Origin of the sequence: Streptomyces sp. NPDC047974 (assembly GCF_040653375.1) — a bacterium.
Classification (GTDB): Bacteria; Actinomycetota; Actinomycetes; order Streptomycetales; family Streptomycetaceae; genus Streptomyces.
The window spans coordinates 79,848-97,854 of the sequence record NZ_JBEZNU010000025.1; the positions used below are offsets into that span (position 1 = coordinate 79,848).

Below are 18,007 nucleotides of genomic sequence, written 5' to 3' on the forward strand. Positions count from 1 at the left end.
CTCGGTCGACACGGGCGGCTCCTCGGTCTGCGCGATGAACGAAGGTCGTACGTCGTGGAGCAGAAGTGCGTGGAGCGGACGTGCGTGGAGCGGACGTGCGTGGAGCAGGGGACCAGTCTTTGACTAGCCGGTAACCTTACTGCGCGGTAAGCCTCAACGGGGAGACCAGCGCTCGTTTTTCATGAGGTTTCCGAGCCCGGACCAGGCGAAGTTCATCAGGGTGGCCGCCGCCTCCCGCGCCGTCACCCCCGGCGTCTCGTTGGCCCAGGTCGCGAGCGACTCGGCGGATCCCACCAGCGCCTGCGCCAGCGCCGCCACGTCGCGCTCGCCGATCTCGACCGGCCCGTGCGCGGCCCGCGCGGCCCCGTCGATCAGCCCGGTCACGAAGGCCGTGATCTCCTCCCGCATCCGCGCCGCCTCGGTCGCGAAGGGCTCGCCCTGCGTGCGCGCGTGCCGGCTGAGCACGGCCCAGGCGTCGGGGTGGTCGGCGGCGTGCCCGAAGAAGGCGAGGAGTCCCGCCCACAGCCTCTCGTCCGGCGGCGCGGACGCGTCGGCCACGGCCTCGGCCTCGGCGACGGCCGCGAGCAGCGCCTGGGCCTCCCGCCGGATGCAGGCGGTGAAGAGCTCCTCCTTGGAGTTCAGGTACAGGTAGACGAGCGGCTTGGACACGCCCGCCAGTTCGGCGATCTCGTCCATCGAGGCCGCCTGGTACCCCTGCCGTGCGAAGCACGTCACGGCGGCGTCCATCATCTGCCGCTCGCGCACGGCCCGAGGCAGCCTCTTGGTCCCCGCCACGCGTCTCTCCGCCCTGCTTCCAAGATCGATTACCGAGTTGCCCGCGAAAGCCTACGTGCCGTCACCAAGACCGTAGTCGGGTCTCGGCATTCCGGGAATTTCGGCCCGGAAGGTCCGTCTCGTCACCAGAGCGTGAGGGCTTCGGTTTGAGTACGGTCTCTCGTTTCCTTCCCGCGTGGGGCGGGGATCGCGCCGTCTGCCCGCCCCACCGTGGCCTTGCGGCCGCGGCGGGTGGTGCGGGTCTTCTGGTCGGCTCCACGAGGCTTCGACACCACGGGGGTGTCCCGGTCTCCGGCCACTCCGGTACCGGTACTGCGGGTCGCCGCGAGGGCGACGAGGTTGAGTCCGGCGTTGTCGTCCCGGTCGATGACCAGGCCGCAGACGTCGCACTCGTAGGTCCGGACGTGCAGCGGCAGCTTGGCTTTCACCGCGCCGCAGCCGGAACAGGACTTGGAGGACGGATACCAGCGGTCGGCGACCACAAGGCGGGTGCCGTGTCGTTGGCGGGTCTTGTAGGTGAGCTGGCGACGGATCTCGCCGAACCCGACGTCGGCGATCCGGCGGGCCAGGCGCCGGTTCTTCAGCATTCCGGCGACGTTGAGGTCTTCGATCACGATGGTGCCGTACTCGGCGGCCAGCGCGGTGGTGAGCTTGTGCAGGGCATCCGCGCGGAGGTTCGTCACCCGGTGGTGGACCTTGTTGCGGGCCGCGTTGGCTTTCTCCCACCGCTTCGACGGCTTGCGGCCGGTACGGCGGTCGGGCCCCTGGCGGCGGGACACGGTACGGGAGGCCCTGCGCAGCGGTTTCAGTGCCTGGTCGTAGTACCGGGGGTTGGGCACGGTGCGGATCTCGCCCGTGCTGTCGGCCAGCACCGCCAGGGACTTCACACCGAGATCAACCCCCACGGCGGCTTCGGGGCGGGCGACACGGACCAGGTCCCGTTTGGCCTCGACCTGGAAGGAGGCGAACCAGCGTCCGCACTCGTGCCGGACCGTGGCGGACAGAATGCGCGCGGTCCCGGCCTGGACGCGCGCGAGGAGGCTGCCGGTGGGCTCGTGGGTGCGGATCGCACCGAGCCTCGGCAGCGTCACGTGCCGGCTGTCACCCTCGACACGGATCGTGCCAGTGGTGAACCGGCAGGCCAGACGCGCCTTCCGCTTCACCTTGAACCGGGGCGGGCCCCTCTTCTTGCCGCGCCGCTTGCCGTTCTTCGACTTGGCATAGTTGTCGAACGCCGCGGCCGCGTTGGCCAGGCCGGTGCTGTACGCCTCCTTGGAGTTCTCCTCCCACCAGCCGGCGAAACGCGGATCGTCCTGCTTGACGGCGTTGAACGCCTTCCGCAGCGAGGGCAGCGACCACGGCCGCCACGGCGTCAGCTCCGCCTCGGGCACGCCGTACGTCTCCTCGGCCCTGCGCTGCCACCACGACGCGGTCACCCAGCTCACGGCCCAGTTGTACGCCGCCCGCGCAGCACCGCAGTGCGAACGCAACGCCCGCTCCTGAGCCGCGTTCGGATCCAGCGCGAACCGGAACGCCTGCACCACGAAACCGGGCTGCGCCTTGAACTTCTTCACCCGAGGAAGACCAGCCGCCGCCCCGACGCCGACAGGGCGGCTTCGAGGCACTCGACACCGCATCGTGCCAGCCGGTCCCGGGGCTCCGTCACGATCACGGCCGCGTCCGGATCGGACAGGACCCGGGCCGCCTGCCGGTCCGGACCTTCCCTCCGTTCGACGGACGACACACCCTGCCGACGCGCCCACTCCGAAAGCCTCACATCAACAAGATGAACGACCCGGTACGACTATGAACAGATAGAACATTCGTAGCAGCAGTCACCCCCCGCCCGGACCCGGACGGGGGGTGACACGAAGGCCTCCACAGAGCCCGCTCAAGCCGCGAGCGCCGGCTCCCGGTCGTTCACAGGGGAGGCGGTGACGGTGTCGTACTTCTCGCGGTCGAGGATCTTCTCGCGGGCGGAGACGATCACCGGGACGAGCGCCTGGCCGGCGACGTTGGTGGCGGTCCGGATCATGTCGAGGATCGGGTCGATCGCCATGAGCAGGCCGACGCCCTCCAGCGGGAGGCCCAGGGTGGAGAGGGTCAGCGTCAGCATGACCGTGGCGCCGGTGAGGCCGGCGGTGGCGGCGGAGCCGATCACCGAGACGAAGGCGATGAGCAGGTATTCCTTGATGCCCAGCTGGACGTCGAAGATCTGCGCGATGAAGATCGCGGCGAGCGCCGGGTAGATCGCGGCGCAGCCGTCCATCTTGGTGGTGGCGCCGAACGGGACGGCGAAGGAGGCGTACTCCTTCGGGACGCCGAGGCGCTCCGTGACGCGCTGGGTGACCGGCATGGTGCCGACCGAGGAGCGGGAGACGAAGGCCAGCTGGATGGCGGGCCAGGCGCCCTTGAAGAACTGGACCGGGTTCACCTTGGCGACGGTCGCGAGGAGCAGCGGGTAGACGCCGAAGAGGACCAGGGCGCAGCCGATGTAGACGTCGGCGGTGAAGGTCGCGTACTTGCCGAGGAGGTCCCAGCCGTAGTTGACGATCGCCTTGCCGATGAGGCCGGCGGTGCCGATCGGGGCGAGGCGGATGACCCACCACAGGGCCTTCTGGAGCAGCTCCAGGATCGACTCGGAGAGGGAGAGGATCGGCTGGGCCTTCTCGCCGAGCTGGAGGGCGGCGATGCCGGCGACGGCGGCCATGAAGACGATCTGGAGGACGTTCAGCTCGGTGAAGGGCGTGATGACGTCCGTCGGGATGATGCCGGTGAGGAAGTCGATCCAGCTGCCCTGGCCCTCGGGGGCCTTGCCGTCGGCCGGGGTGAGGCCGGTGCCGGCGCCGGGGTTGGTGACCAGGCCGATCGTGATGCCGATGGCGACCGCGACGAGCGAGGTGATCATGAACCAGAGGAGGGTCTGGGCGGCGAGGCGGGCCGCGTTGTTGACCTTCCGGAGGTTGGTGATCGAGACGAGGATCGCGAAGAACACGAGCGGGGCGACGGCCAGCTTCAGCAGCTGGACGAAGATGCCGCCGACCTGGATCAGGGTCTCCTTCAGCCAGGCGACGTCCTGGCTCCGGGCGATCCAGCCGAGCAGGACGCCGAGGACCAGACCGGCGACGATCTGGGCCCAGAAGGGGAACTTGGGTATCCGGGACGAGGGCTTGGCCTCGGTGGCGGACGCGGACGCGGACACGGACACACTCCACTGATGCGTATCGGGGAATACGGAAGGGGTGCGGCACTCTCTCGCGCTCTCGCGCGGGGCGCCGCTGCATGCTGCCGGGGAGGCCGGGGCCTCAGGACTCGCGGCGACAACAGGCCGCGGACATACAGCGGCAGAGATCGACGTGCAGGCGCGCCACGAGCGGGATGCCCGCGGCGTCGAGGTAGCGCTCTGCTGTCGTCATGGCCGATACGTTAACACTTGAACTTTGAGAACCTCAAAGCCCTTCTTTGAGACCAGGAACCGGCCACTCTGGGCCGAAACACAAACACCCCTGGTGTGAGCCGTACGGCTCACACCAGGGGCGCTCGATCTGTGAGGAACCTTACGCGGCCCCTACATCTCCTCGTCCACCACGGACAGCCGGTACCGGTGCGCCGCCATCACGCGCCTCGCTTCCCGAGCCGGTACGTCAGGTGCCTGCCGTCCGGCATGACCATCAGGGCCGCCTCCACGGGCGTCCCGTCGGCGGTCCGCGTCAGCCGCAGCAGCCGGAGTACGGCACTCCCCTCGGCGAGCCCGAGGTGTACGCGCTCCTCCTCGACGGCCAGACCGGCACTCACGTCCTCGACGACCTCGGCACCGACGTACCCCAGCTCCTTGAGCAGGGTGACGGCGCCGCCGGGCACCTTGCGCGGCTCCGCCAGCGGCGTGCCGCCGGCGACGGAGACGGGGTAGTAGGAGTCGGCCAGCTCCACGGGAAGGTCGTCCAGCAGGATCAGCCGCCGCCTCACGACCACCCGCTCGCCGACGGACAGCCCGAGGGCCGCCCGCACGACCTCGGGAGCCTCCACCTCACCGGCGTGGAGAAGCCTCTGTCCACCACGACGCCCCCGGCGAGCGGCCTCGTCGGTCCACGCGTCACTCTGCCCGGACTCACGCGGGGCCAGGTACGGCGCGGCTTCACTGATCCACGCATCGCCCGCCATGTCCCTACCTCACCTCCACCGGACGGTCCGGGGTCGCCGACGACATCGCCCCCGCCCGCGGCGGGACGACACCAGGCGCGGGGCCGGCTCGGCCTAGAGCGCGTCCTCGCGGGTGCGGTTCTCGTGGAGGCGGCCCTTGGCGCGGTCGACCTTCTCGACGATCTCGGCGCTCAGGTCGTCGCGCTGCCTGCGGAGCAGGACGAAGCTCAGGGGGGCCGAGACGACGATGGAGAGGAGCAGGACCCACAGGAGGTTGGAGTCGCCGAGGCCGCGCGGGAGCGCGCCGACGTAGACGAGGCCCCACAGGGCGAGGAAACACCCGGCGAAGATGCCGAGCCGCATCAGCGAGTAGCGGAGCATGACCCACTCTTTCGTTCCGAGGTTCCGGGGTTCCGGGGTGCCGAACCTTCCCATTACGGGACGAGCGTCCCCCAGTGAAGCACGGGGAGGGGCGCCCGCCGGAGGCGGGGGCCGGTACGCCCGCCTCCGGCGGGCGGGGCGTCCGAGGGGCGGAAGCCTCTTGAGGGCCGGAGGGGGTAATAGATAAAATGCATTCATGACCCTTACCTTCGAGGCCGATCCGGCCGTCGACCCGTCCCTGACCGACGGCGTCCTCGCCCTCTGGGCCGACGTCTCCAACGCGGGCGGCGCCGTCGGCTTCGTCCCGCCCGTCACCGCCGAGGAGATCCGCCCCGCCCTCCGCACGCACCTCGCCGCCATGGTCCAGGGCACCACCCGGCTCCTGGTCGGGCGGGACGAGGACGGGGAGGTCGCCGCCACCGCCTTCTTCACGTTCAACACCCACCGCCTGATGACCCACTGGGTGTGGCTGTACACGGTGATGGTCCACCCGAAGCACCAGGGCAAGGGGTACGGTCTCGACCTCATGGCGGCCGCCGAGCGCACCGCCCGCACCGCCCCCGGCTTCGAGGCGATCGAGGCGATCCGGCTCACCTGCCGGGGCGGCACCGGCGTCGACTCCTTCTACGCCCGGGCCGGGTACAAGGAGGTCGGGCGCGTCCCCGGCGCCATCCGCGTCGCCCCGGGCGACGACCGCGACGACATCGTCATGCTGCTGCCCCTGGCCTGACCCGCCCGACCGCCCGACCCGACCCGATCGGGCATCGATTGTCGGGTCGGGGCCCGCACCCCGTTCCTACGGTGGGGACCACAGGAAACAGGAAGGACAGGCCGTGCTGGAGGGACTTTGCTGGAGGGACTGAACCAGGCCCTCGACCGCATCGAGGAGCGCCTCGACGGCGACCTCGACCCGGCCGAGCTGGCCCGGATCGCCGCGACGTCCGAGTACCACCTCCGGCGGCTCTTCTCCGCCCTCGCGGGGATGCCGCTGTCGGAGTACGTGCGGCGCAGGCGGCTCACCGTCGCCGGCGCCGAGGTGCTCGCCGGGGAGCGGACGCTCCTGGAGATCGCCGTCCGGTACGGCTACGGCTCCGGGGAGGCGTTCGCCCGCGCGTTCCGCGCCGTCCACGGCATCGGGCCCGGCGAGGCCCGCCGCGCCGGCGTCGCGCTCACCGCCCAGCCGCGCATGTCCTTCCGCCTCGTCGTCGAAGGGAACAGCAGCATGAAGTACCGCACCGAGGCCAGGGGCGCCTTCCGGATCACGGGCAGCAGGGCCCGGGTCCCGCTCGTCCACGAGGGCGAGAACCCGGCGATCGCCGCGCAGATCCGGGGGCTCGGCCGGGAGACCCTGGACCGGCTCACGGGCCTCTCGGCCGGGGCGCCCACCGGACTCGTCTCCGCCGTCGTCCACCTCACCGACAGCCGCGAGGAGGGCGTGGAGCTCGACCACTGGTACGGCGCGGTCACCGGACCGGAGGAGCGCGGGGAGCCGGAGCGGCCGGAGCAGGACGAGAGCCTCCTCGTCCCCGCCGGCACCTGGGCCGTCTTCGAGAGCGAGGGTCCCTACCCGCAGGCGCTCCAGCACCTCTGGCGGGACGTCTTCACCCAGTGGTTCCCCTCGAACCCGTACCGGAGCCGCCCCGGCCCCGAGATCCTCTCGGTCCGCCCGGCGGAGGACTGGAGGACGGCGGCGGCGGAGCTGTGGATCCCGGTGGAGCACACGGCGGCGTGACGCGGAACGGCCCGGCGGGGGATCCCCCGCCGGGCCGTTCCGCGTGCTCGGGACGTCAGACCCGCATCGGCTGCGGCGACTCCCGCCGCCCCTCGTCCGGGCCCGGGTACTCGCGGATGATCTCGTACCGGGTGTTGCGCTCGACCGGCCGGAAGCCGGCGTCGCGGATCAGCTCCAGCAGGTCGTCGCGGGTGAGCTTGTTCGGCGTGCCGTAGTTGTCGGCGTCGTGCGTGATCTTGTATTCGACCACCGAGCCGTCCATGTCGTCCGCGCCGTGCTGGAGCGCCAGCTGCGCGGTCTGCACGCCGTGCATGACCCAGAAGACCTTGACGTGCGGCACGTTGTCGAAGAGCAGCCGGGAGACCGCGAAGGTCTTCAGGGCCTCCGCGCCGGTCGCCATCGTCGTCCGCGCCTGCAGCTTGTTGCGGACCTTGCCGTCCTGCATGTCCACGAAGTCGTGCTGGTAGCGCAGCGGGATGAAGACCTGGAAGCCGCCGGTCTCGTCCTGGAGCTCCCGCAGCCGCAGCACGTGGTCGACGCGGTGGCGCGGCTCCTCGATGTGCCCGTACAGCATCGTCGAGGGGGTCTTCAGACCCTTGGAGTGGGCGAGCCGGTGGATCCGGGACCAGTCCTCCCAGTGGGTGCGGTGGTCCACGATGTGCTGCCGGACCTCCCAGTCGAAGATCTCGGCACCGCCACCGGTCAGCGACTCCAGGCCCGCCTCGATGAGCTCGTCGAGGATGTCGGAGGCCGACATGCCCGAGATGGTCTCGAAGTGGTGGATCTCGGTGGCGGTGAAGGCCTTCAACGAGACGTTCGGGAGCGCCTTCTTCAGCTCGCTCAGCGACCGGGGGTAGTACCGCCAGGGCAGGTTGGGGTGGAGCCCGTTGACGATGTGGAGCTCGGTGAGGTTCTCGCTCTCCATCGCCTTGGCGAGGCGGACGGCCTCCTCGATGCGCATCGTGTACGCGTCCTTCTCGCCCGGCTTGCGCTGGAAGGAGCAGTAGGCGCAGGAGGCGGTGCAGACGTTGGTCATGTTCAGATGCCGGTTGACATTGAAGTGGACCACGTCGCCGTTCTTGCGGGTCCTGACCTCGTGGGCCAGCCCGCCGAGCCAGGCGAGGTCGTCGGAGTCGTAGAGGGCGATGCCGTCCTCACGGCTCAGCCGCTCACCGGCGAGCACCTTCTGCTCCAGCTCACGCTTGAGCCCCGCGTCCATGCGGCCGCCTCCCATGTATCCGACGAAATCAGGCTTCGCCCACCGTACTCCCCCACCCTTCGGGCGGGAGGCACCCCCATTGCCGCTTCGCGTCAGGCCTCTTCGGGCAGGTCCCCGACCCGGTTCTCCCACTTGGTGGAGAGCACAATCGTCGTCCGGGTCCTCGACACGCCCTTGGTGCCGGAGAGGCGGCGGATGGTCTTCTCCAGTCCGTCGACGTCGTTGGCGCGGACCTTGAGCATGAAGGAGTCGTCGCCGGCGATGAACCAGCAGTCCTCGATCTCGGCGAGGTCCTTCAGCCGGCGGGCCACGTCCTCGTGGTCGGCGGCGTCGGAGAGGGAGATGCCGATGAGGGCGGTGACGCCGAGGCCGAGCGAGGCGGCGTCGACGGTGGCGCGGTAGCCGGTGATGACCCCGGCCGCCTCCAGGCGGTTGATCCGGTCGGTGACGGAGGGGCCGGAGAGCCCGACGAGCCGTCCCAGCTCGGCGTACGAGGCGCGGCCGTTCTCGCGCAGGGCCTGGATGAGCTGCCTGTCCACGGCGTCCATAGGTATACGACCTTCCATTGTCCAGCGATACCGCAAGTTTAGGTGTAGAATCTAAGGCATGCAGGGCCAACACCCTGCGAATCTTTCAGTGGATCAAAGACGGATCAACGACGATCTTTCAGGAGTGAGAACACCGTGTACACGATCGAGATGGCCTACGCCCGAATGCGCGAGCTGCAGGACCTGGCCAACCGCTCGCGTGCCCACCAGCCCACCACCGCTTCGAAGCGGGCCGTGAAGAAGGCCGCGAAGAAGCGCTAACCGGCACGGGGGACCCCCGGAGCTCCGCCTCCGAGTTCCCCCCGCCACCGGCGGTACAGCCCGTGCGGCACCCCTGCCGCGTCGAGCACCCGCCCGGCGACGAAGTCCACCAGGTCCTGGATGTGCGTCGCCCCCGCGTAGAACGCCGGAGAGGCGGGCAGCACCACGGCGCCCGCCTCGTCCAGCGCCACCATCTGCTTCAGCGTCTGACCGCTCAGCGGGGTCTCCCGCACCGCGACGACCAGCGGACGCCGCTCCTTGAGCGTCACGCTCGCCACCCGCTGCAAGAGGTCCTTCGACAGACCGAGCGCCACTCCCGCCACCGCGGCGGTCGAGGCCGGCACGATCAGCATCCCCTTCGCCGGGTACGACCCCGAGGACGGCCCCGCCGCCAGGTCGCCCGCCGCCCAGTACCGCACGTCGCTGACGTCCACGTCGCCGTACGCGTCCGGCTTCCCGTCCGCGCCGCGCGCCAGCCACGCCGCCAGGTCCTCGCGCCAGTGCGCGTCCCGGAAGCCGATCCCCGTCTCGTCGAGCAGCGTCAGCCGCGAGGCCCGCGAGACGATCAGGTCGACGCTCTCCCCCGCCGCGAGCAGCCCCCGCAGCACGGAAGCCGCGTACGGCGTCCCCGACGCCCCGGAAACCCCCACGACCCACGGGGTGCGCTTGCCGTCGTCCATGGCGCCGAGCCTAGAGGGTGAGCCCTCGGACCAGCAGGTCGAGGAGGGCGCAGACGAAGAGGCTGATGCCGATGAACCCGTTCGTCGTGAAGAAGGCACGGTTGAGCCGGGACAGGTCGTGCGGCTTCACGAGGGAGTGCTCGTAGCAGAAGGCCGCCACGACGATCACCAGGCCGACCCAGAAGAACAGGCCCGCGTCCGTGGCCAGCGCGTACCAGACCAGCAGCCCCGTGGTGACGACGGCGGAGGCGCGGGCGCCCCACAGCGCCGCCGGGATGCCGAAGCGGGCCGGCACCGACATCACGCCGTGCGCCCGGTCCGCCTGCACGTCCTGGCAGGCGAAGATCAGGTCGAAGCCGCCGATCCAGATGCCGACCGCGAGCCCCAGGATGACCGCGTCCCACGACCACTCCCCCGTCACCGCGAGCCAGGCGCCGATCGGGCCGATCGCCTGCGCGAGGCCGAGGATCGCGTGCGGGAAGTTCGTGAACCGCTTGCCGTACGGGTAGACGACCATCGGGATGACGGCCAGCGGCGCCAGCGCCAGACAGAGCGGGTTGAGGAGCGCGGCGGCGCCGAGGAAGACGACGACCGCGATCCCGGCGCCGGTCCACGCCGACCGCACCGACACCGCGCCCGTCACCAGCTCGCGCTGGGCGGTGCGCGGATTACGCGCGTCGATCTCGCGGTCGATGATCCGGTTGCAGGCCATGGCGAAGGTCCGCAGCCCCACCATGCACACCGTGACCAGGAAGAGCGTCCACCAGTCGATGCTCCGGTCCAGCTGGAACATCGCGGTGAGCGAGGCGATGTAGGCGAAGGGCAGGGCGAAGACCGAGTGCTCGATCATCACGAGCCTGAGGAACGCCTTGGTACGCCCGGGCTGGGCACCCGGGACCGCGGCCGTGGTCACAGCCCGTACTCCTTCCAGCGGCGGTCCACCAGGGCCGCCGTCGCCGGGTCCGACTCCACCATGTCCGGCCAGCCGCCGTCCCGGGTGTAGCCCTCCTCCGGCAGCTTCTTCGTGGCGTCGATGCCCGCCTTGCCGCCCCAGAACTGCTGGTAGGAGGCGTGGTCGAGGTGGTCGACCGGGCCCTCGACGACGGTCAGGTCGCGGGCGTAGTCGGTGTTCCCGAGGGCCCGCCAGGACACCTCGTGCAGGTCGTGCACGTCGCAGTCCTTGTCGACCACGATGATCAGCTTGGTCAGCGACATCATGTGGGCGCCCCAGATGGCGTGCATGACCTTCTGCGCGTGCTTCGGGTACTTCTTGTCGATCGAGACGATCGCGCAGTTGTGGAAGCCGCCCGACTCCGGCAGGTGGTAGTCGACGATGTCCGGCACGATGATCTTGAGGAGCGGCAGGAAGAACCGCTCCGTCGCCCGGCCGAGCGGCCCGTCCTCGGTCGGCGGCCGGCCGACCACGATCGACTGGAGCAGCGGACGCTTCCGCATCGTGACGCAGTCGATCTTCAGCGCGGGGAACGGTTCCTGCGGGGTGTAGAAGCCGGTGTGGTCGCCGAACGGCCCCTCCGGCAGCATCTCGCCCGGCTCCAGCCAGCCCTCGATCACGACCTCGGCGTTCGCCGGGACCTGGAGCGGCACGGTCTTGCAGTCGACCATCTCGATCCGCTTGCCCTGCACGAAGCCGGCGAAGAGGTACTCGTCGATGTCGCCGGGCAGCGGGGCGGTGGAGGCGTACGTGACGGCCGGCGGGCAGCCGAAGGCGATCGCGACCGGCAGCCGCTCGCCGCGCTCGGCGGCGACCGCGGAGTGGTTCCGGCTGTCCTTGTGGATCTGCCAGTGCATGCCGATGGTGCGCTTGTCGTGCCGCTGGAGCCGGTACAGGCCCAGGTTCCGCACGCCGGTCTCGGGGTGCTTGGTGTGGGTGAGGCCCAGGTTGAAGAAGGAGCCGCCGTCCTTGGGCCAGGTGAAGAGCGCGGGCAGCCGGTCGAGGTCGACGTCGTCGCCGGTCAGGACCACTTCCTGCACGGGCGCGTCGCCGGACTTCACCTTCTTCGGCGGCACGTGGACCATCGAGCCCAGCTTGCCGAAGGCCTCCCGGACGCCGACGAAGCCGTGCGGCAGCTCCGGCTTGAGCAGCCCGCCGATCTTCTCGCTGATCTCCTCGTACGACTTCAGGCCGAGGGCCTTGAGGAGCCGCCGGTCCGTGCCGAACACGTTCATCGCGAGCGGCATCGCGGAGCCCTTCACGTTCTCGAAGAGCAGCGCCGGGCCTCCCGCCTTGTTCACGCGGTCGACGATCTCCCCGACCTCCAGGTACGGGTCGACTTCGGCCTTGATGCGCTTGAGGTCGCCTTCGCGCTCCAGGGCCCTGAGCAGCGAGCGGAGATCGTCGTAAGCCATACGGGCAAGTATCGGTCACCGGCTACGCTGGACTTGTCACCGGGGCCGACTCGACGCGCCCCCGCCACCGCTTCCAGGGGGCTGCTCCACATGCTCAGGGCACTGATGTTCATCCTGCCACTGGCGCTGACGATCTATGCCTTCATCGACTGCCTGAACACCCCCGAGGACGAGGTCAAGCACCTGCCCAAGGTGGTCTGGGTGATCATCATCCTGCTGTTCTGGATCGTCGGGCCGATCGTGTGGATCTTCGCGGGCAAGGCCCGGCGGACCACGGCCGGCGGCGCCCGGGGCGGGCGCGGCGGCCGCGGCGGCTGGGTGGCGCCGGACGACAACCCCGAATTCCTGAAGTCCCTCTCCGACGAGAAGGCCGCGGAGGCCGCGGAGCAGAAGGAGCGGGACGACGCCCTGTTCGAGGACTGGGAGGCGGATCTGCGCCGCCGCGAGGACGAGCTGAAGCGCCGCGAAGAGGGCGACGGGGAGAAGGACGCGTGAGCCGCTCCCGCACTCGCTCCCGAGCCCACACCCGAGCCCGCTCCCGCGCGGCGAAGTCCGCCTGATGGAGCTGCGGCTCCTCGCGACCTTCGAGAAGGTCGCCGAAGTCCTCTCCTTCACCCGCGCCGCCGCCGAGCTCGGCTACGCCCAGTCCAGCGTGACCTCGCAGGTCAAGGCCCTGGAGACGGCCCTCGGCACGGAACTCTTCGAGCGGCTCGGCGGCCGCATCCGGCTGACCGGGGCCGGCGAGCGGCTGCTGCCGTACGCGCGCCGCATGGCCGAGCTCGCCGAGGAGGCGCGGGCCGCGGTCGCCGCCGGGGAGGCCGCCGGGACGATCACCATCGGGACCATGGAGTCCCTCACCACCTACCGGCTCCCGCCGCTCCTGGAGTACGTCCACCACCGGTACCCGGCCGTCCGCCTGGCCCTGCGGCCCACGCTCGGCGACGCGACGCGGCAGGCGCTGCGGCAGGGCACGTACGACCTCGGCTTCCTCATGGAGGCGGAGACCGAGCACGACGGCCTGGAGACGGAGGTCCTGGCGCCGGAGCCGCTGGCCCTGGTGGCCGCCCCGGACCACGCCCTCGTGGGCCGTACGGGACTGGCCGCGGCCGATCTCGCGGGCACCGCCCTGGTGGGCACCGAGCCGGGCTGCGCCTACCGCGACCTCTTCGAGGCGGAGCTGGCGGGGGCGGGGGCGGGGACGTCCCGGCCGGATTTCCTGGAGTTCGGGACGATCGAGGCGAGCAAGCGGGCGGTGGCGTCCGGGCTCGGGATCGCGCTGCTGCCCCGGATCACCGTCCAGGAGGAACTGGCGTCCGGGGCGCTGGCGGCGCTGGGCTGGGAGCCGCCGTTCACGCTCTTCACGCAGCTCGCGTGGCGGCGGGGGAAGCGGCTTCCGGCACACGTGCGGCTGTTCGTGGAGCAGGCGCGGCGGCTCGCGCGAGAGTGACCTTCAGGCTGGCGAGGACGATCAGCGGGACGCCGAGCGCCTGGACGAGCCCGATGTGGTGCCCGTACACCGCCCAGTCGACGACCATCGCGACCGCCGGGTAGGTGAAGGCGAGCACGGCGATCTTCGGAGTGGGCAGCTTGGCGTAGGCGGCGTACATCAGCACGTACATCAGCCCGGTGTGGACGATCCCGAGCCCGGCCAGCCACCCCCACCCGGCGCCGAGCCCGGCGACCGCCCCGAAGTCGGCGAACGGCAGCAGCAGCGGCACCCCGGCCACCACCTGCACGAGGGCGATCAGATGCGGCCGTACGCCGCCGATCCGCTTGGTCACGAAGGTGGCGAGCGCGTACAGCACGGCGGCGGCGAGCGCGTACCCGAGCCCCTTGAGGGAGGCGGTGTCCCCCGGCCGTACGCCGGAGACGAGGACGAGCCCGGCGAAGGCGACGGCGAGCCACGCCACCTTCCCGGCGGGGATCCGCTCCCGCAGGAAGAAGGCGCTGAGCAGCACGAGGAAGAACGGCTGCGTGTGGTAGACGACGGTGGCGAGCGAGATGGACGAGGCGGCGTAGGCCTCGAACAGGAACACCCAGTTGAAGACGATGAACACCCCGCCGAGGACGGCGAGTCCGAAGGACCGCGCGGTGAAGCCGTGCCCGGTGAAGTAGCCCCGCGCCAGGCTGTAGAGGCCGAGCGCGACCGCCCCGAAGAGGCACCGGAAGAACACGACCTCGAAGGGCGAGGCGCCCGACTCCACGACGAAGACGCCGAGCGTGCCCGACAGCACCATGGCGAGGGTCAGTTCGAGGGTTCCCCTGGTCTCGTTTCTCATGCCGCCGACGCTACGGACGCGGCCCCGTACGGGTCCACGGGCCAGTGGGGCGTCCTGCCGATGGCCCGCATCGGCAGATCCGATCGACTTCTTCAGCGGAAGCGGAATACCCGCGCACGACGACTAGTTGGCAGGGGTACCGGCCCCGGCCGCCCCGCCCGTGCGCACCCACGAACCAGGAGCCCCCATGTCCCCCGACGCGAACCCCGGCTCGGACCGCTCGTTCCTCTTCGTCCTCGGCAGCTCCCGCGCCGACGGCAACTCCGAGATCCTGGCCCGCGAAGCCGCCGCCCACCTGCCCGCCGGGACACCGCAGCGCTGGGTGGACCTGAACGCCCTCGACCTCCCGGACTTCCAGGACGGCCGCCACGAGACCGCCGCGCACCGCATGGGCGAGGTCGAGGAGGAGCTGTGGAAGGCCACCCGGGAGGCCACCGACATCGTCATCGTCTCCCCCCTGTACTGGTACACCCTCTCCGCCCAGACCAAGCGCTACCTCGACTACTGGTCCGGCTGGCTGAACCTCCCGGACTCCGACTTCAAGCAGCGCATGGCGGGCCGCACCCTGTGGGGCGTCACGGCCCTGTCCCACGAACACCACGTCGTCGCGGACGGCCTCACCACCGCCCTCCACAACTCCGCCGCCTACCTCCGCATGCGCTTCGGCGGCGTCCTCCTGGGCACCGCCTCCCGCCCCGGCCGCATCCGCGCCGACGAACAGGCCCTCATCCGCGCGAAGACCTTCTTCGAGAACGACACCCCGCCGGCCCTGTTCGCGTACGAGGAGGCGGGGGGCGTGACGGTGGCGTGAGGCGGGGAGGGAAGGGGCCTACTCCTCCGGCACCACCGAGTCCGGAGGGACCAGCCACTCCCTTCCCCCGGACTCGGGCCACAGGAACGCCGTGGGCCGCTTCCGACGCCGGCCGGGCAGCTCGGCGGGGTCCTCGTAGTCGACTGCTGCCGCTGGTCCACGCGCGCCTGACGCCCGGCGGCGTCTACGCCTTCCCTCACAGCCCTCCTGCCCTGGAGGGCTGTGACGGCCCCCAGGCCCCCCGGATGCAGCCGCCGGAGAAGGGCGCGGAGCCGTTGCACGTGAAGCGGTGGGACTACGAGCCCGACACCCGGCTCGGGGCGGGGGATGAGTTCTCCGGCGTGGTCGGCCTGTGGCGTCACCATGCCCTCCAGCAGGGGTGCCTCGGCCGGCGTATCCAGCCGGCGCGGAGCATGCCCCCTCATGCCTGGCCGCCCGTATGGCAGGCGCACTCGCACACGAGGTACCGCACCCCCGGTACACCGCTGTCGCGGGGCGCGTGGTCGCGGCAGCGGTCGTGGCGGCCGACGATGCAGCGCGGCGAGCGGAACTCGGGCTCGGGCTCCGGCGCGAGGGCGCGGGCGAGCAGGGAGACGGTCACGGCGTCGGCGACCTCCGGCGTCACCCACCAGCCGTCGCCCGCGCGGTCGCGGTGCAGGCCGTCATGGCCCACGTCGAGGACGCAGACGGACCCGCCCCACACGGGCCGGACCACCTCCGCGACGGCGTACACGGACCGCCGGGCCCCGCAGCGGCTCATCGGGCGGCTCCGGCGTGGATGTTCCGGCGGTCGAGGTCGACGCCGACCGTGGCCAGCCACAAGGTCCACCGGCGGCGGCGTTGCGCCGCCGGCGTGAGCAGCCAGAGGAGCAGAGGGAGGAAGGGGATCAGGGCGTGCGCGATAAGGTTCCGCACGTCATCAACTCCGTTGATAGTTGGTGGCCATGCCCCGGGAGGTCTAGCCACCTCGCCGGGGTCTTCACGTCACACGACCCTATAAGGCATGTATAGCTCTGCATAGCTCATCAATGGTTCGCACAGATCTTCGGTGCTTACGTTGGCCGTGTGACCGACAGCGGACAGATCCCCGAGTTCAACCCCCAGGGCCCCCAGCTGGTGTACGTCGCGGTGGCCGATCACATCGCCGCGCGGATCGCGGCCGGCGAGCTGGCTCCCGGCGCCCGTCTGCCCGCCGAGCGGGACCTCGCCACGGAGTATGGGGTCGCCTATCTCACTGTCCGCCGCGCCGCCTCGGTTCTGCGCGAGCGCGGCCTGATCCTGACCGTCCACGGCAAGGGCACCTTCGTCGCGGACCCGCTCCCGACGGACGCGAGTCGGCGCGAGGTGTGATGCGCCCGGTCCGCCGGGGAAGGCTCCCCGTATGGACCAGGACCAGGCCCGCCGGTGGCTCCGCACCGCCGTCGACCAGGCCCGTGCCGGACGGGACGAGGGCGGGGTGCCGATCGGCGCCGCGCTCTACGGCGCCGACGGCGCGCTGCTCGGGCGGGGGCGGAACCGGCGGGTGCAGGACGGGGACCCGTCCGCGCACGCCGAGACCGCCGCGTTCCGGGACGCCGGGCGGCAGCGCTCGTACCGGGGGACGACGATGGTCACCACCCTGTCCCCCTGTTGGTACTGCTCCGGGCTCGTGCGGCAGTTCGGGATCTCGCGGGTCGTGATCGGGGAGGACCGGACCTTCCGCGGCGGCCAGGAGTGGCTCGCGCGGCACGGCGTCGAGGTCGTCGTGGTCGACGACGCCGAGTGCGTCGCGCTGATGCGCGAGTTCATCGCCGCCCACCCCACCCTCTGGAACGAGGACATCGGCCGTGACTGACACCGCGCAGCTGCCCACCATCGACCTCGCCCGCGACCCCGCGCCACAGCTCCCCGCCGTCGACCGGGCGCTGCGCGAGGCCGGGTTCCTGCTCGTGTCCGGGCACGGGGTGGACCCCGCGCTGCCGGCCGCGATCCGCGAGAGCGCCCGCGCCTTCTTCCATCTCCCCGCCGCCGTCAAGGAGCCGTACGCCGTGCGGGTCGGCGGGCGGGGGTGGCTCGGGCCGGGGGCGGAGGCGAACGGGTACGCGGAGGGGACCGCCACCCCGCCCGACCTGAAGGAGTCGCTGTCCTTCGCCGCCGAGGAGCCGACCGGCGACCCCGCCGTGGACGCCGAGTGGTTCCTGCCGAACCTCTGGCCCGCCGAGGTGCCGGAGCTGAAGCCGCTGGTGGAGACGTATCTCGCGCAGATGAAGGCGCTGTCGGACCGGGTGCTCGACCTGCTCGGGGTGGCGCTCGGCGAGGAGCGGGACTTCTTCACGCGGCACACCGGGCACCCCACCTTCGGGTTCAACATCAACTGGTACCCGGGGCAGGAGCGGACCGGCGCGCCGGAGCCGGGGCAGTTCCGGATCGGGCCGCACACCGACTTCGGGACCGTCACCGTCCTCGACCGGCAGCACGGCAAGGGCGGGCTGCAGGTCTTCACCGAGGCGGGGGGCTGGCGGGACGCGCCGTACGACCCCGCCGCCTTCACCGTCAACATCGGCGACCTGATGGCGGGCTGGACGGGCGGCCGGTGGCGGTCCGGACGGCACCGGGTGCTGCCGCCGCCCGCCGACGCGCCCGACGAGGAGCTGATGTCGCTGGTGTACTTCTACGAGTGCACCCCCGGCACCACGATCCACGGCATCGAGTCCCACCGGTATCTGCGGGCGCAGCTCGACGCGATCGCCACGGAGTGACGACACTTCGGCAACGGTCCCGAAAAGGCGTTCCAGTTCCCTCCTGTTCCCAACAC

22 protein-coding genes and 1 pseudogene are annotated in these 18,007 nt (G+C 71.1%); 9 read left to right on the forward strand and 14 right to left on the reverse strand.

All coding sequences use genetic code 11. From position 1 onward, the window contains the following. Positions 1 to 153: 153 nt before the first annotated feature. The 6 genes and pseudogenes from AB0E19_RS29360 to AB0E19_RS29385 all read right to left on the reverse strand — a co-directional run bounded on the left by AB0E19_RS29360 (position 154) and on the right by AB0E19_RS29385 (position 5,316). Entirely contained in the window at positions 154 to 777 is a 624-nt protein-coding gene (locus AB0E19_RS29360) for a TetR/AcrR family transcriptional regulator (RefSeq protein ID WP_362185254.1), read from the reverse strand. 140 nt (positions 778 to 917) lie between these two features. Beyond that, complete coding sequence (gene tnpB / locus AB0E19_RS29365; RefSeq protein WP_362185211.1) at positions 918 to 2,369, reverse strand: IS607 family element RNA-guided endonuclease TnpB; 1,452 nt, start codon at positions 2,367 to 2,369, stop codon at positions 918 to 920. 8 nt (positions 2,370 to 2,377) lie between these two features. Next, positions 2,378 to 2,494, reverse strand: a pseudogene (locus AB0E19_RS29370) (IS607 family transposase); the annotation flags it as partial. Positions 2,495 to 2,686: 192 nt separating this feature from the next. Further along, positions 2,687 to 3,997 (reverse strand): dicarboxylate/amino acid:cation symporter, encoded by a 1,311-nt coding sequence (locus AB0E19_RS29375; protein WP_362185212.1) that lies wholly within the window; start codon positions 3,995 to 3,997, stop codon positions 2,687 to 2,689. Between the two features lie 413 nt (positions 3,998 to 4,410). Next, positions 4,411 to 4,956 (reverse strand): UTRA domain-containing protein, encoded by a 546-nt coding sequence (locus tag AB0E19_RS29380; RefSeq protein WP_362185213.1) that lies wholly within the window; start codon positions 4,954 to 4,956, stop codon positions 4,411 to 4,413. 93 nt (positions 4,957 to 5,049) lie between these two features. Continuing rightward, on the reverse strand, positions 5,050 to 5,316 hold the full coding sequence (locus tag AB0E19_RS29385) for a DUF4229 domain-containing protein (RefSeq protein WP_362185214.1): 267 nt from the start codon (positions 5,314 to 5,316) through the stop codon (positions 5,050 to 5,052). Positions 5,317 to 5,512: 196 nt separating this feature from the next. Here AB0E19_RS29385 and AB0E19_RS29390 point away from each other — a divergent pair, with 196 nt between their 5' ends. Further along, positions 5,513 to 6,046: a GNAT family N-acetyltransferase gene (locus tag AB0E19_RS29390; protein WP_362185215.1), complete on the forward strand. Its 534-nt coding sequence runs from the start codon at positions 5,513 to 5,515 to the stop codon at positions 6,044 to 6,046. A gap of 117 nt (positions 6,047 to 6,163) precedes the next feature. Further along, positions 6,164 to 7,048, forward strand: a complete 885-nt coding sequence (locus AB0E19_RS29395) for an AraC family transcriptional regulator (RefSeq protein WP_362185216.1) — start codon at positions 6,164 to 6,166, stop codon at positions 7,046 to 7,048. Between the two features lie 55 nt (positions 7,049 to 7,103). Here AB0E19_RS29395 and mqnE read toward each other — a convergent pair whose 3' ends face one another. Continuing rightward, complete coding sequence (gene mqnE / locus AB0E19_RS29400) at positions 7,104 to 8,267, reverse strand: aminofutalosine synthase MqnE (RefSeq protein WP_362185255.1); 1,164 nt, start codon at positions 8,265 to 8,267, stop codon at positions 7,104 to 7,106. Positions 8,268 to 8,359: 92 nt separating this feature from the next. After that, positions 8,360 to 8,815 (reverse strand): Lrp/AsnC family transcriptional regulator, encoded by a 456-nt coding sequence (locus tag AB0E19_RS29405; RefSeq protein WP_128976305.1) that lies wholly within the window; start codon positions 8,813 to 8,815, stop codon positions 8,360 to 8,362. Positions 8,816 to 8,950: 135 nt separating this feature from the next. Between AB0E19_RS29405 and AB0E19_RS29410 the strand changes: the two genes are divergently transcribed. Then, positions 8,951 to 9,076, forward strand: a complete 126-nt coding sequence (locus AB0E19_RS29410; RefSeq protein WP_360609572.1) for a hypothetical protein — start codon at positions 8,951 to 8,953, stop codon at positions 9,074 to 9,076. On the opposite strand, the gene AB0E19_RS29415 is transcribed toward AB0E19_RS29410, so the two are convergent. Genes AB0E19_RS29415 through AB0E19_RS29425 form a run of 3 tightly spaced genes read right to left on the reverse strand, consistent with a single transcriptional unit; the run spans position 9,073 to position 12,123 of the window. Then, positions 9,073 to 9,756, reverse strand: a complete 684-nt coding sequence (locus AB0E19_RS29415; RefSeq protein ID WP_362185217.1) for a UbiX family flavin prenyltransferase — start codon at positions 9,754 to 9,756, stop codon at positions 9,073 to 9,075. The genes AB0E19_RS29410 and AB0E19_RS29415 overlap by 4 nt on opposite strands. Positions 9,757 to 9,766: 10 nt before the next feature. Then, entirely contained in the window at positions 9,767 to 10,669 is a 903-nt protein-coding gene (gene mqnP / locus AB0E19_RS29420) for a menaquinone biosynthesis prenyltransferase MqnP (RefSeq protein WP_362185218.1), read from the reverse strand. Continuing rightward, the gene (locus tag AB0E19_RS29425; RefSeq protein ID WP_362185219.1) at positions 10,666 to 12,123 is read right to left on the reverse strand and encodes a menaquinone biosynthesis decarboxylase; all 1,458 of its coding nucleotides are present in this window, start codon (positions 12,121 to 12,123) and stop codon (positions 10,666 to 10,668) included. Before AB0E19_RS29425 ends, mqnP begins: the two co-directional genes overlap by 4 nt. A gap of 90 nt (positions 12,124 to 12,213) precedes the next feature. On the opposite strand from AB0E19_RS29425, the gene AB0E19_RS29430 reads away from it, so the two are divergent. Together AB0E19_RS29430 and AB0E19_RS29435 are read left to right on the forward strand one after the other, a co-directional pair. Then, complete coding sequence (locus tag AB0E19_RS29430; RefSeq protein WP_362185220.1) at positions 12,214 to 12,618, forward strand: PLD nuclease N-terminal domain-containing protein; 405 nt, start codon at positions 12,214 to 12,216, stop codon at positions 12,616 to 12,618. Between the two features lie 64 nt (positions 12,619 to 12,682). Continuing rightward, positions 12,683 to 13,570 (forward strand): LysR family transcriptional regulator, encoded by an 888-nt coding sequence (locus AB0E19_RS29435; RefSeq protein ID WP_362185221.1) that lies wholly within the window; start codon positions 12,683 to 12,685, stop codon positions 13,568 to 13,570. On the opposite strand, the gene AB0E19_RS29440 is transcribed toward AB0E19_RS29435, so the two are convergent. Further along, positions 13,482 to 14,402 carry a DMT family transporter gene (locus tag AB0E19_RS29440; protein WP_362185222.1) on the reverse strand — a complete coding sequence of 307 codons (921 nt, stop codon included), beginning with the start codon at positions 14,400 to 14,402 and terminating at the stop codon, positions 13,482 to 13,484. The genes AB0E19_RS29435 and AB0E19_RS29440 overlap by 89 nt on opposite strands. Positions 14,403 to 14,589: 187 nt before the next feature. On the opposite strand from AB0E19_RS29440, the gene AB0E19_RS29445 reads away from it, so the two are divergent. Further along, complete coding sequence (locus tag AB0E19_RS29445) at positions 14,590 to 15,213, forward strand: NAD(P)H-dependent oxidoreductase (protein WP_362185223.1); 624 nt, start codon at positions 14,590 to 14,592, stop codon at positions 15,211 to 15,213. 421 nt (positions 15,214 to 15,634) lie between these two features. Here AB0E19_RS29445 and AB0E19_RS29450 read toward each other — a convergent pair whose 3' ends face one another. Both AB0E19_RS29450 and AB0E19_RS29455 read right to left on the reverse strand, forming a co-directional pair. Then, the gene (locus AB0E19_RS29450; RefSeq protein ID WP_362185224.1) at positions 15,635 to 15,973 is read right to left on the reverse strand and encodes a hypothetical protein; all 339 of its coding nucleotides are present in this window, start codon (positions 15,971 to 15,973) and stop codon (positions 15,635 to 15,637) included. Then, complete coding sequence (locus AB0E19_RS29455) at positions 15,970 to 16,128, reverse strand: hypothetical protein (RefSeq protein ID WP_362185225.1); 159 nt, start codon at positions 16,126 to 16,128, stop codon at positions 15,970 to 15,972. The genes AB0E19_RS29450 and AB0E19_RS29455 overlap by 4 nt, the downstream gene beginning before the upstream one ends. A gap of 150 nt (positions 16,129 to 16,278) precedes the next feature. Between AB0E19_RS29455 and AB0E19_RS29460 the strand changes: the two genes are divergently transcribed. From AB0E19_RS29460 to AB0E19_RS29470, 3 genes are read left to right on the forward strand one after another with little or no spacing between them, the layout of a single operon-like run. Then, positions 16,279 to 16,563, forward strand: a complete 285-nt coding sequence (locus tag AB0E19_RS29460) for a winged helix-turn-helix domain-containing protein (protein WP_362185226.1) — start codon at positions 16,279 to 16,281, stop codon at positions 16,561 to 16,563. 31 nt (positions 16,564 to 16,594) lie between these two features. Continuing rightward, positions 16,595 to 17,047, forward strand: a complete 453-nt coding sequence (locus AB0E19_RS29465) for a nucleoside deaminase (RefSeq protein ID WP_362185227.1) — start codon at positions 16,595 to 16,597, stop codon at positions 17,045 to 17,047. Further along, on the forward strand, positions 17,040 to 17,951 hold the full coding sequence (locus AB0E19_RS29470; RefSeq protein WP_362185228.1) for a 2-oxoglutarate and iron-dependent oxygenase domain-containing protein: 912 nt from the start codon (positions 17,040 to 17,042) through the stop codon (positions 17,949 to 17,951). The genes AB0E19_RS29465 and AB0E19_RS29470 overlap by 8 nt, the downstream gene beginning before the upstream one ends. The last annotated feature ends 56 nt before the right edge of the window (positions 17,952 to 18,007 follow it).

Excerpts from the sequence above, each read along its gene's own strand:
- AB0E19_RS29380 (WP_362185213.1), bottom strand. The coding sequence starts at position 4,956 with ATGGCGGGCGATGCGTGGATCAGTGAAGCCGCGCCGTACCTGGCCCCG.
- AB0E19_RS29385 (WP_362185214.1), bottom strand. The coding sequence starts at position 5,316 with ATGCTCCGCTACTCGCTGATGCGGCTCGGCATCTTCGCCGGGTGTTTC.
- AB0E19_RS29390 (WP_362185215.1), top strand. The coding sequence starts at position 5,513 with ATGACCCTTACCTTCGAGGCCGATCCGGCCGTCGACCCGTCCCTGACC.
- mqnE (WP_362185255.1), bottom strand. The coding sequence starts at position 8,267 with ATGGACGCGGGGCTCAAGCGTGAGCTGGAGCAGAAGGTGCTCGCCGGT.
- AB0E19_RS29405 (WP_128976305.1), bottom strand. The coding sequence starts at position 8,815 with ATGGACGCCGTGGACAGGCAGCTCATCCAGGCCCTGCGCGAGAACGGC.
- AB0E19_RS29415 (WP_362185217.1), bottom strand. The coding sequence starts at position 9,756 with ATGGACGACGGCAAGCGCACCCCGTGGGTCGTGGGGGTTTCCGGGGCG.
- AB0E19_RS29425 (WP_362185219.1), bottom strand. The coding sequence starts at position 12,123 with ATGGCTTACGACGATCTCCGCTCGCTGCTCAGGGCCCTGGAGCGCGAA.
- AB0E19_RS29430 (WP_362185220.1), top strand. The coding sequence starts at position 12,214 with ATGCTCAGGGCACTGATGTTCATCCTGCCACTGGCGCTGACGATCTAT.
- AB0E19_RS29435 (WP_362185221.1), top strand. The coding sequence starts at position 12,683 with ATGGAGCTGCGGCTCCTCGCGACCTTCGAGAAGGTCGCCGAAGTCCTC.
- AB0E19_RS29440 (WP_362185222.1), bottom strand. The coding sequence starts at position 14,402 with ATGAGAAACGAGACCAGGGGAACCCTCGAACTGACCCTCGCCATGGTG.
- AB0E19_RS29445 (WP_362185223.1), top strand. The coding sequence starts at position 14,590 with ATGTCCCCCGACGCGAACCCCGGCTCGGACCGCTCGTTCCTCTTCGTC.
- AB0E19_RS29450 (WP_362185224.1), bottom strand. The coding sequence starts at position 15,973 with ATGAGCCGCTGCGGGGCCCGGCGGTCCGTGTACGCCGTCGCGGAGGTG.
- AB0E19_RS29465 (WP_362185227.1), top strand. The coding sequence starts at position 16,595 with ATGGACCAGGACCAGGCCCGCCGGTGGCTCCGCACCGCCGTCGACCAG.